The sequence below is a fragment of the Bradyrhizobium yuanmingense genome, assembly GCF_025200905.1.
Classification (GTDB): domain Bacteria; phylum Pseudomonadota; class Alphaproteobacteria; order Rhizobiales; family Xanthobacteraceae; genus Bradyrhizobium; species Bradyrhizobium yuanmingense.
In genome coordinates this window covers 2,336,142-2,349,842 of record NZ_CP104173.1, presented here as the reverse complement: position 1 = coordinate 2,349,842, position 13,701 = coordinate 2,336,142, and the positions used below count along the sequence as shown (strand labels likewise).

14 protein-coding genes are annotated in these 13,701 nt (G+C 64.7%); 11 read left to right on the top strand and 3 right to left on the bottom strand.

From position 1 onward, the window contains the following. Positions 1 to 166: 166 nt before the first annotated feature. The 3 genes from N2605_RS10960 to N2605_RS10950 form a co-directional block, all read right to left on the bottom strand. On the bottom strand, positions 167 to 1,561 hold the full coding sequence (locus N2605_RS10960; RefSeq protein WP_157281489.1) for a M20/M25/M40 family metallo-hydrolase: 1,395 nt from the start codon (positions 1,559 to 1,561) through the stop codon (positions 167 to 169). Positions 1,562 to 1,566: 5 nt separating this feature from the next. Beyond that, positions 1,567 to 2,913, bottom strand: coding sequence for a glycosyltransferase family 87 protein (locus tag N2605_RS10955; protein ID WP_260346555.1), 1,347 nt, complete (start codon positions 2,911 to 2,913; stop codon positions 1,567 to 1,569). A gap of 170 nt (positions 2,914 to 3,083) precedes the next feature. Then, complete coding sequence (locus N2605_RS10950; protein WP_260346554.1) at positions 3,084 to 4,712, bottom strand: helicase HerA-like domain-containing protein; 1,629 nt, start codon at positions 4,710 to 4,712, stop codon at positions 3,084 to 3,086. 339 nt (positions 4,713 to 5,051) lie between these two features. Between N2605_RS10950 and N2605_RS10945 the strand changes: the two genes are divergently transcribed. The 11 genes from N2605_RS10945 (at position 5,052) to N2605_RS10895 (ending at position 13,701) form a co-directional block, all read left to right on the top strand. Then, positions 5,052 to 5,417, top strand: coding sequence for a hypothetical protein (locus N2605_RS10945; RefSeq protein WP_036042934.1), 366 nt, complete (start codon positions 5,052 to 5,054; stop codon positions 5,415 to 5,417). A gap of 24 nt (positions 5,418 to 5,441) precedes the next feature. After that, positions 5,442 to 5,849 (top strand): DUF4332 domain-containing protein, encoded by a 408-nt coding sequence (locus N2605_RS10940; RefSeq protein WP_036005985.1) that lies wholly within the window; start codon positions 5,442 to 5,444, stop codon positions 5,847 to 5,849. Between the two features lie 238 nt (positions 5,850 to 6,087). Further along, entirely contained in the window at positions 6,088 to 6,948 is an 861-nt protein-coding gene (gene folP / locus N2605_RS10935; RefSeq protein ID WP_260346553.1) for a dihydropteroate synthase, read from the top strand. Continuing rightward, a complete protein-coding gene (gene folB / locus N2605_RS10930; protein WP_036005989.1) occupies positions 6,945 to 7,313 on the top strand; it encodes a dihydroneopterin aldolase in 369 nt (122 codons plus the stop codon). Before folP ends, folB begins: the two co-directional genes overlap by 4 nt. 1 nt (position 7,314) lies before the next feature. Continuing rightward, positions 7,315 to 7,806 (top strand): 2-amino-4-hydroxy-6-hydroxymethyldihydropteridine diphosphokinase, encoded by a 492-nt coding sequence (gene folK, locus N2605_RS10925; protein ID WP_260346552.1) that lies wholly within the window; start codon positions 7,315 to 7,317, stop codon positions 7,804 to 7,806. 81 nt (positions 7,807 to 7,887) lie between these two features. Beyond that, a complete protein-coding gene (locus tag N2605_RS10920; protein ID WP_260346551.1) occupies positions 7,888 to 9,759 on the top strand; it encodes a methylmalonyl-CoA mutase family protein in 1,872 nt (623 codons plus the stop codon). Continuing rightward, the gene (locus N2605_RS10915; protein WP_260346550.1) at positions 9,756 to 10,220 is read left to right on the top strand and encodes a GFA family protein; all 465 of its coding nucleotides are present in this window, start codon (positions 9,756 to 9,758) and stop codon (positions 10,218 to 10,220) included. Before N2605_RS10920 ends, N2605_RS10915 begins: the two co-directional genes overlap by 4 nt. Before the next feature lie 8 nt (positions 10,221 to 10,228). Further along, positions 10,229 to 10,414 (top strand): hypothetical protein, encoded by a 186-nt coding sequence (locus tag N2605_RS10910; RefSeq protein WP_260346549.1) that lies wholly within the window; start codon positions 10,229 to 10,231, stop codon positions 10,412 to 10,414. Continuing rightward, positions 10,411 to 12,567, top strand: coding sequence for a methylmalonyl-CoA mutase (gene scpA / locus N2605_RS10905; RefSeq protein ID WP_260346548.1), 2,157 nt, complete (start codon positions 10,411 to 10,413; stop codon positions 12,565 to 12,567). Before N2605_RS10910 ends, scpA begins: the two co-directional genes overlap by 4 nt. 35 nt (positions 12,568 to 12,602) lie before the next feature. After that, positions 12,603 to 12,899: a nucleotidyltransferase family protein gene (locus tag N2605_RS10900; protein WP_109144401.1), complete on the top strand. Its 297-nt coding sequence runs from the start codon at positions 12,603 to 12,605 to the stop codon at positions 12,897 to 12,899. A gap of 31 nt (positions 12,900 to 12,930) precedes the next feature. Continuing rightward, a complete protein-coding gene (locus tag N2605_RS10895) occupies positions 12,931 to 13,701 on the top strand; it encodes an RsiV family protein (RefSeq protein ID WP_370103193.1) in 771 nt (256 codons plus the stop codon).

The following is a 13,701-nucleotide window of genomic DNA, read 5'->3' as shown; positions in this document are numbered from 1 at the left end:
TACCTCTGCACGTATTGGAATGAAACGCCGCCCAATTCCGGGCGGCGTTTTTGTTTCGTGAACTTCGTAGGGTGGATTAGCGAAGCGTAATCCACCTCTTCTCTTGGTGCAGCCCGCAAGAGTTGGTGGATTACGCCTTCGGCTAATCCACCCTACCGCACCGCGCCTATTTCACCTCCGCCAGCGCGGCGAGGATCCTTGCCCAGGAGCGGATGCCCTTCTGGAAGCTCTGCAGGTCGTATTTCTCGTTCGGCGAGTGGATGTTGTCGTCGTCGAGGCCAAACCCCACCAGCAGCGAGTCGAGGCCGAGCGTGCGCTTGAAGTCGGCGACGATCGGGATCGAGGCGCCCGAGCCCATCAGCACGGTCTCCTTGCCCCATTCCTCCGCGAGCGCCTTGCTGGCGGCGGCGAGCGGCTTCATGGTCCAGTCGAGCGCGACTGCGGGCGCGGCGGAATGGTCGCCGAACTCGACCTTGCAGTCGCCGGGAATGCGCGCCGTCACGTAATCACGGAAGGCCTTGCGGATCTTTTGCGGGTCCTGGCCCTGAACCAGGCGGAACGAGACCTTGGCCGAGGCATGCGAGGGGATCACGGTCTTTGAGCCCTCGCCGATATAGCCGCCCCAGATGCCGTTGACGTCGCAGGTCGGGCGCGTCGAGGCCTGCTCGACCAGCAGCCTGCCCTTCTCGCCAGCCGGGAGCGACAGCCCGACCGGCTTGAGAAAGGTCTCGGGCGTGAAATCGAGCTTCTTCCACTGCTCCAGGATATCGGGCGGCGTGTCCTTCACGCCGTCATAGAAGCCGGGGATGGTGATGCGGTTGTCGTCGTCGAACAGGCCACCCAGGATCTTCGTGAGCAGGCGGATCGGGTTCATCGCGGTGCCGCCGAACACGCCGGAATGCAGATCGCGATTGGCGGCGGTGATCTTGAGCTCTTCATAGAGCAGGCCGCGCAGCGAGGTCGTGATCGCCGGCGTGTTGCGGTCCCACATGCTGGTGTCGCACACCAGCACGTAATCGGCCTTGAACTCGTCCTTGTTGGCCTCGATGAAGGGCACGAAGTTCTTCGAGCCGACCTCCTCCTCGCCTTCGATCAGGAAGGTGACGTCGACCGGCAGCGAGCCCGTCACCTTCTTCCAGGCGCGGCAGGCCTCGACGAACGTCATCACCTGCCCTTTGTCGTCCTCGGCGCCGCGCGCGACGATGATCTTGCGGCCGTCGGCATGATCGGTGACGACGGGCTCGAACGGCGGACGGTGCCAGAGATCAAGCGGGTCGACCGGCTGCACATCGTAATGGCCGTAGAACAGCACGTGCGGCCGGCCGCCCGCGCCGGTCTTGCCGACGACGGCGGGATGACCCGCGGTCGGCCTCACCTCGGTGGCAACACCGAGGCTGGCGATGTCCCTGGCGAGATGCTCGGCGGCAGCCTTGCAATCATCGGCGAAGGCGGGATCGGCCGAGATCGACTTGATCCGCAACAACGAGAACAGGCGCTGCAGGCTGTTATCGAAATCCTTGTCGATGTGGTCGAGCACGGATTGGAGCTGCGCGTTGGCCATGATTGCTATCCTGATTGTTGAGTCTCGAGAGGTCCGGGTTTTAGCGCCGGTGCGGCCTTAGGGCTAGCCGCAAGCGGCGGATGCCGGATGTGCCAGGCGAGACACCCTGCGAGGACGGCGGTCGCAGCGAGGTTGTTGCCCCAAGCTTGGAAGGCGAGCGGAAACCACGGCAGCGACAACAGCATGAGGATGCCGGCCGCACTGAGGGCAAGCCAGGTTCCCAGGCGCACATGCGCTCGCTCGTCGAAGGCGGCCCGATGCATCAACACCGTCACCGGGAAGTACAGCCACATGAAATAGTATTGCCGGGCCAGAGGCGAGGCGACCGTCATGAGACAGAACAAGATGCCGAGCTCTTCGGCATCCGAGCGCGCCGTCCGCCGCGCTTGCCGCGGCATGACCGCAACAAAGCCGAGCCCGAGCAGCGCCGACAGCGCGAGCACGATCCAGTTCGCCGTCCTGTAGTCGACCTCGATCAGATTCATGGTGCGCGGCGGCTTGCTGGGATCGTCCTGATTGTAGTTGATCGGCCGGACCAGCCGATGCGTGACGGCAATGAGGGACTGGTTGACCCACGACCAGTTCTGCTCGTCACGCTGGCCAAAGCCCTTTTCCGAGCTGGTCCCGACCATGCCCTGGTACCAGGTCGCCAGCTCGGCCGCGTTGCGCTCGAAGCCGCGGATCGGTGCCGGCACGACATAGAGAAGAATGCCGGTGAAGACGATCGCGCTGACCAGGGCCGCCCATTTGCGCCGCCAGGCCAGATAGGGCAGCACGGCGATCGGGAACACCTTGATGGCGGCGGCGAGCGCGAACATGAAGCCGGCCAGCCACGATCGCTGATGCCGCAAGCTCCAGAAGCCGTAGAGCATCATCGCCAGAAGGAGGAGGTTCGGCTGGCCGAGGTCGAACATGTCGAACACGAAGGTCACGGTGGCGACGACCGGCAGCGCCTCGAGCCAACGACCCGGCGCGCGGTCCGAGCCGGTCATGACTTGGGAGAACGCCGCGGTGTACCACCACGCCACGGCGTTCAAGATCGACAGGACGACATAGAGCGGGATCTTGCCGAACCAGCTCGGGATCGCCAGCAGGATTGCCGGCAGCGGTGGATAGATGAAATCGAAATGCTCGACGGCCGTGGCAGGATACAGCGGCCCACCCTCCAGGACCTGCTGTCCGGCCCAGTACCAGAGCGAGTAGTCCTTGGTCTTGCCGCGGCCGAAAATCTCGGGGACGAGCACGTCGGCGATCAGGAGGACGCAGCAGAGCAGAAAAAGCAGATCCAGCGGCGCACCCAGCGACGGGCGTCTGGGTGCGTCAGGCTTGGCCAACGGGGCGGGCGGGGTCACGATGTAGTCCTGAGCGGCGACGACACAGGACCTAGCAGACCGGCGAAGGCTTGCAGAGCCCTTCACCTGAATTTGTGCGCCGTGGTAGCTCGGACGAGCAGATATCAGGCGACGGTCAACGTTCTAGAGCTTCACCGGATACGACGACTGCCTCAAACCGGGCGCTCTGCCTAACGCCGTAGCAATCCGCCGAGCGCGCCGCGGACCAGCGTACGGCCGATCGAGCCGCCGAGTTGGCCGCCGAGCGACTTGCCGATATTGGCGGCCATCCCGCCGATCACCTGGTTGGTGACCGATCGCGTCACGTCGCGGGCAATGACCTGGCCGGTCGACAGACGACCTCGCTTGACGTTGGTGCCGAAGATGGTGCCCACGATCGAGCCGATCTGGCCAAGGATTCCGCCGCCTGCGCCGGCTCCACCATTTTGTGCGTCGGCAGGCGCAGCCGTCCCGGCTACGCGCTTCTGCAGCATCTCATTGGCGGACTCACGATCCACCGCGGTATCGTATTTGCCCTTCACCGGGCTCCTGCTCATGATCGCCTTGCGCTCCTCGGGCGTGATCGGCCCGATCCGCGCCGTCGGCGGCCGGATCATCACCCGCTCCACCATCGAAGGCGTGCCGTTGCCCTCGAGGAAGGACACCAGCGCCTCGCCCTTGCCGAGCTCCGTGATCACCTTGGCGGTGTCGAGCTTCGGGTTGGGCCGGAAGGTCTGCGCCGCAGCGGCGACCGCCTTCTGGTCGCGCGGCGTGAAGGCGCGCAGCGCATGCTGCACGCGACCGCCCAATTGGGCCAACACCTTGTCCGGCACGTCGATCGGATTCTGGGTGACGAAATAGACGCCGACGCCCTTGGAACGGATCAGACGAACCACCTGCTCGATCTTGTCCATCAACGCCTTCGGCGCATCGTTAAACAGCAGATGCGCCTCGTCGAAAAAGAACACCAGTTTTGGCTTCGGCAGGTCGCCGGCTTCCGGCAATTCCTCAAACAACTCCGAAAGCAACCACAACAGAAAGGTAGCGTAGAGCCTGGGGCTCTCCATCAGCTTGTCGGCAACCAGGATGTTGACGATGCCGCGACCGTCGCTATCGGTCTTCATGAAATCCTTCAGCTCCAGTGCAGGCTCACCGAAGAATTTCGTTCCGCCCTGGTTTTCCAGCACCAGCAGCTGGCGTTGAATGGTTCCAACCGTCGCCTTGCTCACATTGCCGAAGCTCTGCGCGGCCTTCCGGATCTCGGCTAAAGGATCTTCCTCAGCATCCGGTCCCTTCTTGCCGCTGGCGGGCACGATCGCATCCAGCAGCGATCGCAGATCATTCATGTCCAACAATGGCAGGCCGTTCTCGTCCGCGACGCGGAATGCGACGTTGAGAACCCCTTCCTGCACCTCGTTCAGGTCGAGCATCCGCGCCAGCAATAGCGGCCCCATTTCGGTGACGGTCGCGCGCACCGGGTGGCCCTGCTCGCCGAACACGTCCCAGAACACGGTCGAGAACTGGTCCGGCTGAAACTTGAGACCCATTTCGCCGGCGCGCTTGAGGATGAAGTCTTTGGCCTCGCCGACTTCCGAGATGCCGGAGAGGTCGCCCTTGATGTCGGCCGCGAAGACCGGAACACCGGCGCGCGCAAATCCTTCCGCCATCACTTGCAGCGACACGGTCTTGCCGGTTCCGGTTGCACCCGTGACAAGGCCGTGGCGATTGGCCAGCGCAAGCGTCAGCCAAGCCTGCTCGTCTCCCTTGCCGACGAAGATCTTGTCGTCGGTATCGCCGAGCTTGCTGTCCTGTGCGGTCATTATTCTCTCTGATCTTTCTGCCGAGTTTCGCGTCGCGAAACCCGAATGCACCAATTCCGTAGTTTAACGCATCTCGTGCGCCGATTAAATCGGTTCAGCGGCTCCTGCGCATGCGACATTGTCGGAAACAGACGGACAACATCGGCCGAAAGTCGGAATGGGGCGTTCGCATAGCGGCAATTTTTTGCCGATTCGTTCTAGGCTCTTGCACGGCGGCAACACTTTTCGCGCGTTCGCGACGGCGCCTGCGTTCATCGCTTGTATTTCACGTCACACCGGCTCAAGATCATTTTCGAAAGCAATATTCCGGCATGCAAACCGGCTGAGGGGCGGGGTCTTATGGACGAGCTGATCGGACGGCTGGCGACAAACGCCAGCATAGATGGTGCTGTCGCTGAAAAGACCGTCGGCATTATCCTGGCCTTCCTTCGCAACGAGGGCCCTTCCGACAGTGTGCAGGCCCTGATCGACCAGATCCCCGGAGCGGAAGCTGCGATCGAAGCCTCCAAGAGCGGTGGCGGTCTGTCGCGGCTGATGGGCGGCGGCTTGATGGCCGTCGGCACCCGCCTGATGAGCCTGGGGCTCGGCATGTCCGAGATTCAAAACGTCGCCCGTGAACTTTTCCGCTACGGGCGAGACAAAATCGGAGCGGATCAGATGGGCAAGATCATCGCGGGGACGCCGGGCCTCAGCCAGTTCGCCTGAGCGACGCTTTTCATATCGAGCATCATGACATATCCGATTTCCGAGATTGAGGGCCTGCCGGCCTTTGCCGCCAACAAGTTGAAGGCGCAAGGAATCCGCACCACCGACGCGCTGCTCGAGGCGGCGTCCACCGTGAAGGGCCGCAAGGCGCTTTCGGCCAAGACCGGCATCAGCGAGCAGCAATTGCTGGAATGGGCCAACGTCTCCGACTACATGCGCATCCCCGGCATGGGCAGGGCCAAGGTCGGGCTCGTCCGCGCCGCCGGCGTCACGACGGTGCGGGAGCTCGCCTATCGAAATCCGGCAAGGTTGGCGCAGAGCATGCGCGAGGCCAACGAGAAGAAGAAGCTGGTCCGCGTCCTGCCTTCCGAGAAGTCGGTCGGCGACATCATCGCCAAGGCCAAGAAGCTGCCGCCGAAGATTACGTATTAGCGCTGCGGACCAAGCTGGAGAGGTTGGGGTACCACTGCTCCCAGATCGTCATTGCGAGCGCAGCGAAGCAATCCAGAATCTTGCCGCGGTGACAGTCTGGATTGCTTCGCTGCGCTCGCAATGACGGAGGGTGAGCAAGAACATCGCATCCTCTCGGCCGTCTGCACGCATCGGAATGGCCGCGAATGGCCCCAATCCCGTCTTGACTCCCCCTGCCCGACAGCGCAATGCCACGCGCATGAACGCCTCGCCCTCCCCTTCCGTCCCGCCGGCCGGCTCGGCCGGGATTGACGCGCTGCGGACGCTCGTGGGCCGGCGGCTTCCTGCGGTGATGGGCGTGCTCAACATCACCCCGGATTCCTTCTCCGACGGCGGCGAGTTCATCGCGCCGGCGCGGGCGCTGGAGCGGGCGCGGGCGATGATCGCCGCCGGCGTCGACATCATCGATATCGGCGCCGAATCCACCCGGCCCTACAAGGGCGCCCGGCCGGTCACGGCGGCGGAAGAGCTCGCTCGGCTGAAGCCGGTGCTATCGGACGTCGTGGCGCTCGGTGTGCCCGTCTCGATCGACAGCATGAAGGCGGAGGTGGTGGCCTTCGCGCTCGACCAGGGCGCGGTGATCGCCAACGACGTCTGGGGCCTGCAACGGGACGCCGGCATGGCGCCGCTGATCGCCGCCAGGGGCGTGCCCGTCATCGTCATGCACAACCGCGACAGCGTCGATCCCGCCATCGACATCGTCGCGGACATCAAGACATTCTTCCTGCGCTCGCTGGATCTTGCCGCAAAAGCCGGCATCGCGCGCGACAAGATCGTGCTCGATCCCGGGATCGGCTTCGGCAAGACCGCCGAGCAGAGCATGTCTGCGCTTGCGCGCTTGCGCGAGCTCGACATGTTCGGCCTGCCGATCCTGGTCGGTGCCTCGCGCAAACGCTTCATCGCCTCGGTGTCGCCGTCGGAGCCATCGGAGCGGCTCGCCGGCTCGATCGCGGCGCATCTGATCGCCGCGCAGCGCGGCGCCAAGATCATCCGGACCCACGACGTCGCCGAAACCCTGCAGGCCCTGCGGGTGGCGCAAGCCATCGAGAGCAAGCAATGACCGATACGATCTTCGTCACCGGCCTGTCGATCCATGCCCGCCACGGCGTGATGGATCACGAAACCGAGGTCGGCCAGCGTTTCGTCATCGATCTCGAGCTCTATACCGACCTGTCGGAGCCTGCGCGCAGCGACCGGCTCGCGGACACGGTGTCCTACGCCGATGTCGTGGCGACGACGACGGCGGCGTTCAAGAACACCAATTACAAGCTTCTGGAGCGCGCGGCCGGCGCGGTGGCGGACGCCATCCTGTCGCACTTCCCGCGCATCCGCGCCGTAAAGGTCACGGTGCACAAGCCGCACGCGCCGATCGCCGCGATCTTCGACGATGTCGGCATCGTGCTGACGCGCTCGCGGCATCCCTAATATGGCGAGCGTGCTGATCGCACTCGGCGGCAATGTCGGCGACGTCCGTGCGACGTTCAAAAGGGCGATCGCGCATATCTGCGGCATGGCACAGGCGGCGCTGATCGCGCGCTCCTCGGACTATGCGACCCCCCCGTGGGGCGACGAGGACCAGGATCCCTTCATCAACGCCTGTATCGAGATCGAGACCAGCCTCGATCCGCATGCGCTATTGTTCGTGCTGCAGAAAGTCGAGCAGAAGTTCGGCCGCGCACGAACCAAGGAGCGGCGCTGGGGCCCGCGCACGCTCGATCTCGACATGATCGCCTACGACGATGTTTCCTTGCAGAAGCCCGATTTGACGCTACCGCATCCGCGCCTGTTCGAGCGCGCGTTCGTGCTGGTGCCGCTGGCCGAAATCGCACCGGATCGCGTGATCTCGGGCGTTCGTGTGCGCGACGGGCTCGCCGGCGTCTCGACGCAAGGCATTGAGCGGCTTCCGGATACCGGTTAACCAAAAACAACCGTTTGCAGGAACGGTCCGCCATGGCAATTTCGCCTGCGAATAACAAGACGTTCGGGAGCCCCGCGCCGCATGACCTCCGTGACTGACGACCTGCCGCTGGCGGCGGATTTTCCCAAGGCCAGCCTCGAGGACTGGCGCAAGCTGGTCGACGGCGTGCTGAAGGGCGCGCCGTTCGAGAAGCTGGTCGGCAAGACCTATGACGGCATCAAGATCGAACCGCTCTATCCGCGCGCGACAGGCGTTGCGCCGGTGATGGGCCGGCCGCCGGCTGCGCCATGGCAGGTCGTGCAGCGGATCGACCATCCCGATGCGGCGCTCGCGAATGCGCAGGCGCTGCAGGATCTGGAGAACGGTGCAACCGGGCTTGCGCTGGTGTTCGCCGGCGCCAATGGCGCGCGCGGTTTCGGCCTGGAACCTTCGGCCGAGGCGGTGGCAAAGATCCTGAAAGACATTCATCTCGACGCCGGCATCGGCATCGAGCTCGAGATCGGACCGCAATCGCGGATGGCCGCGATCCATGTCGCGGAATATGTGAAGAGCAACGGCCTCGATCCCGCCGCCTGCAACATCCGCTTCGGGCTCGATCCGCTCGCGGCGGGCGCGGTGTGGGGCCACAGCCCCTATACCTGGGACGAAATCGCCCCCGCGATCACGGGCGCCATCAAAGGCCTCGCCGGGCTCGGCTTCAAGGGGCCGTTCGCCTCCGCCGACGGCCGGGTGATCCATGATGCCGGCGGCTCGGAGGTGCAGGAGCTCGCTTTCGTGCTGGCCTGCGGCGTCGCTTACCTGCGCGCGATCGAAGGTGCGGGCATTCCGCTGGAGACCGCGCAGGGCATGGTCTATGCGCGGCTCGCCGCTGATGCCGACCAATTCCTGACCATGGCCAAGTTCCGCGCGCTGCGGCTGTTATGGGCGCGCATCGAGAGCGCTTGCGGCCTGACGCCGAAACCGCTGTTCATCGCCGCCGATACCGCCTGGCGCATGCTGACGCAGCGCGATCCCTACGTGAACATGCTGCGCGCGACCATGGCGGCGTTCGCCGCGGGACTGGCGGGTGCCAACGCCATCACCGTGCTGCCGCATACGCTGGCGCTCGGCCTGCCTGATCCGTTCGCGCGGCGCGTGGCGCGCAACACGCAGCTTCTGCTGCTGGAGGAGAGCAACCTCGCCAAGGTCAGCGATCCCGCGGCCGGCGCCGGCGGCATCGAAACGCTGACGGCGCAGCTGTGCGATGCCGCCTGGGCGCTGTTCCAGGAGAGCGAGAAAGCCGGCGGCGCGTTCGCCGCGCTTCAGCAGGGTGTGTTCCAGAGCAAGGTCGCGGCCACGCGCAAGGCGCGCGAGGCCAATATCGCAAAGCGCCGCGACGTGCTGACCGGCGCCAGCGAGTTTCCGAACCTGCATGAGAGCGAAGCCGCTGTCCTGAAGGCAACGCCGATCGCGCTTCCGCCCTACGGCGAGCAGACATATAAGTTCGCGGCGCTGCCGCCGATCCGTCTTGCGGAACCGTTCGAGGCGCTGCGCGATAAATCCGACACGATGTTGAAGGCGCGGGGCGCACGGCCAAAGCTGTTCCTGGCCAATCTCGGCACGCCCGCCGATTTCACCGCGCGCGCGACCTTCGCGAAGAGCTTTTTCGAGGCCGGCGGCATTGAGGCCACCGGCAGCGAAGGCTTTGCCGATCCGGCCAAGCTGGCCGCGGCCTTCAAGGCCTCCGGCGCCGAGCTGGCCTGCCTGTGTTCCAGCGACAAGGTCTATGCGGAACACGCCGAAGCCGCGGCAAAGGCCCTCCAATCGGCCGGCGGGCGACATATCTACCTGGCGGGCCGCCCGGCTGAGGCCGAGGCGGCGCTACGGGTCGCCGGCGTCACGGGCTTTGTCTTCGCCGGAGGCGATGCGCTTGCCACACTGCAGGACGCCTACCGACGGATGGAGCAGCGATGACCGAAACCACCAAACCCGTTCTCACCGGCGGCTGCCAATGCGGCGCCGTGCGCTTTGCGGTCATGACGGCGCCGACCAGGATTTCGATCTGCCACTGCCGGATGTGCCAGAAGGCGAGCGGCGCGCCGTTCGCCTCTTTGGCCGACATCAACAAAACTGATTTCGCCTGGACCAAGGGCAAGCCGTCGTTCTTCCGCTCCTCCTCGATCGCCGATCGCGGCTATTGCGCCGCCTGCGGCACGCCGCTGAGCTTCGGCCGCATCGACGGCGACCGGATCGAGATCATGACCGGCACCTTCGATCGCCCCGACCGGGTGGTGCCGACGCGGCAGTTCGGCATCGAATCCCGCCTCGGCTGGGTCGTTGGCATCGCCAATCTGCCGAGTCAGACGACGCAGCAGAATTACGGACCGGAGAAGATGGCGACCATCGTCAGCCATCAGCATCCGGATCATGATTGAGGCAGTCCATGTTTCAGCTGCTCGGACAAACGTTGCTCGGTCTGGCAGAATGGAAGACTGAAAAGCTGCTCGCATGGCTGCTCTGGGCCGGGACCGGCCGAGTGACTCAGAGCCGCCTGGACGATCCCGTTTACAAGAAGAATGTGCAAAAGCTGATCGAGCGCAATCGCAGGTTTGAGGATTCCAAGGAATGACCCGCATTCCCAATTTTGCCGACGTCACTTTCGAGCGAGCCGCCACCGCCACTCCTGCCGGCGGCGCCGAGCCGTGGCTGACGCCGGAGGGCATTCTGGTGAAGCCCGCTTACGGCGAGGCTGATCTGGCCGGGCTCGATTTCCTCGAGACCTATCCGGGCATCGCGCCGTACCTGCGCGGTCCCTACCCGACCATGTATGTCAACCAGCCCTGGACGGTCCGGCAATATGCCGGCTTTTCCACGGCCGAGGATTCCAACGCGTTCTATCGCCGCAACCTCGCGGCCGGACAGAAGGGCCTCTCGGTCGCGTTCGATCTTGCCACCCACCGCGGCTACGACTCCGATCATCCGCGCGTCGGCGGCGACGTCGGCATGGCCGGTGTTGCGATCGATTCCATCTACGACATGCGCACGCTGTTTGCCGGGATCCCGCTCGACCAGATGAGCGTGTCCATGACCATGAACGGCGCGGTGCTGCCGATCCTCGCGCTCTATGTCGCCGCCGCCGAGGAACAGGGCGTGCCGCCGGAGAAGCTGTCGGGCACCATTCAGAACGACATCTTAAAAGAGTTCATGGTGCGCAACACCTACATCTATCCGCCGGCGCCCTCGATGCGGATCATCTCGGACATCTTCGCCTACACCTCGCAAAAGATGCCGAAGTACAATTCCATCTCGATCTCCGGCTATCACATGCAGGAGGCCGGCGCGACGCAGGATCTCGAGCTCGCCTATACGCTGGCCGACGGCGTCGAATACTTACGCGCCGGCCTTGCCGCAGGACTCGACGTCGACCGCTTCGCGCCGCGCCTGTCGTTCTTCTGGGCGATCGGCATGAACTTCTTCATGGAGGTCGCCAAGCTGCGCGCCGCGCGCCTGCTCTGGGCCAAGCTGCTCAAGCCCTTCAACCCCAGGGACCCGCGCTCGCTGTCGCTGCGCACGCACAGCCAGACCTCGGGATGGTCGCTGACTGCGCAGGACGTCTTCAACAACGTGATGCGTACTACGGTGGAAGCGATGGCGGCCACGCAAGGCCACACCCAATCGCTGCACACCAATGCGCTCGACGAAGCGCTGGCGCTGCCGACCGATTTCTCGGCGCGCATCGCCCGCAACACCCAGCTGTTCCTGCAGCAGGAGAGCGGCACCACCCGCATCATCGATCCCTGGGGCGGCTCGTACTATGTCGAGCGGCTCACGCGCGACCTCGCCGCCAAGGCCTGGGGCCACATCCAGGAAGTCGAGGAGCTCGGCGGCATGGCGAAGGCGATCGAGGCCGGCGTGCCAAAGCTGCGCATCGAGGAGGCCTCGGCCAAGACGCAAGCGCGCATCGATGCCGGCAAGCAGGCGGTGATCGGCGTCAACAAGTACAAGCCGACCGACGAGGACAAAATCGAGATCCTGAAGGTCGACAACACCAATGTGCGGCGACTTCAGATCGACAAGCTCAAGCGGCTGAAGGCCGAGCGAAACCAGCAGGAGGTCGATGCCGCCCTCGCCGCGCTGACGCGCTCGGCCGGCGAAGGCAACGGCAATCTGCTCGCGCTCGCGATCGACGCCGCACGCGCCAAGGCGACTGTCGGCGAGATCTCGGACGCGATGGAGAAGGTGTTCGGCCGACACCGCGCAGAGATCAAATCCATCACCGGCGTGTACAAGCGGGAGGCGTCCAGCATGGGCACCCAGGTCGAGAAGGTTCAGGCGCTGATCGACGCCTTCGAGGAGGCCGAGGGCCGCCGCCCGCGCATCCTGGTCGCCAAGATCGGCCAGGACGGCCACGACCGCGGCCAGAAGGTGATCGCGTCGGCGTTCGCCGATATCGGCTTCGACGTCGACATCGGGCCGCTGTTTGCCACCGCCGACGAAGCCGCGCGGCAGGCGGTCGAGAACGACGTGCACATCCTCGGCGTCTCCTCGCTGGCGGCCGCCCACCTCACCGCGGTGCCTGAACTGAAGGCCGCGCTGAAGAAGCAGGGCCGCGACGACATCATGATCATCGTCGGCGGCGTGGTGCCGCCGCAGGATTACGATGCGCTCTATGCCGCCGGTGCCGAGGCGATCTTCCCGCCCGGCACGGTGATCGCGGACGCCGCCGAGGAGCTGATCCGCAAGCTGAACGCCCGGCTGGGGCATAGCGAGGCGGCGGAGTAGATGATAGACTGGCCGTGTGACGGCCAGGTGTGTCCATGACGCGTGACGAAATCGTCGCTGCGATACGCAAGAACGCGGATGCCATCAGAGGCAAGGGCGTAGCAAAGCTTGCCATCTTCGGCTCGCGAGCCGGCAACGATTATCGGCCTGATAGCGATATCGACGTGCTCGTCGAGATCGAGCCGGACACCTCGTTTTCCCTGCTCAACTTGATCGATGTCGAGCACATCATCGAGGATGCGACTGGCTTGCAAGCACAGGCAACTGTTCGCCGCTCCATCTCTCCCCGCTTTGCGGAGCGGATCGCAGACGATATTGTCGAAATATTCTGACGCTCACGCAGGAGCACTAACCTTGAAGTTCATCGCCGGTTTGAGCGTCGCCCTGGCGCTGAGCGCAACATGTGCGTTTTCCGCCCACGCCGCCGATCCCAAACCCGATGCGATCGTCAAGACCAAGAGCATCGAAGCGCGCGTCTTCCTCGGCGACAGGATCAAGGCGGATGCGGCGCTGGCGGCGGACTGCCTCGCGGAGGGCAAGAAGTGGCTCGACAAGAATGCCGCGGAAGCCGCTGCCGCGCGCAAAGCGGACCCGCAGTTCTTCAAGGAGGGCGGCTGGGAGTTCGAGCGCAAATATGAAATCCGCTCCGTGGTTGCCGACCGCTATGTCAGCGTCCTGCGCAACGACTACATGAACACACGCGGCGCCCATCCTAATTCGGACGTGAACACGATCCTGTGGGACAAGGCCGCCAACAAGCGCATCTCGATCCGTCCATTCTTCACCGAGACCGCCGATGGCGGCCCCACCATGAAGGCGATGGTGAAGGCCATCATCGCTTCGCTGACGGACGAGAAGAAGAAGCGCGGCGCCGGAGAGACCGCGACCGACGAGTGGTTCAAGTCCGTGGAGCCGCGCCTCCTCAAGATCGGCGCGGTGACGCTCGCGCCCTCCACCGAGGCCGGCAGGAGTTCCGGCCTCAACTTCCACTATCCGCCCTATGCCGTCGGCCCCTACGCTGAGGGCGAGTATGTCGCCTTCGTGCCGTGGGAGACGCTGAAGCCTTACCTCACATCGGAGGGCGCCCGCATCTTCGGCGGCGCACGGCCCAAGGGCGACGCGGACGAGCCGTGA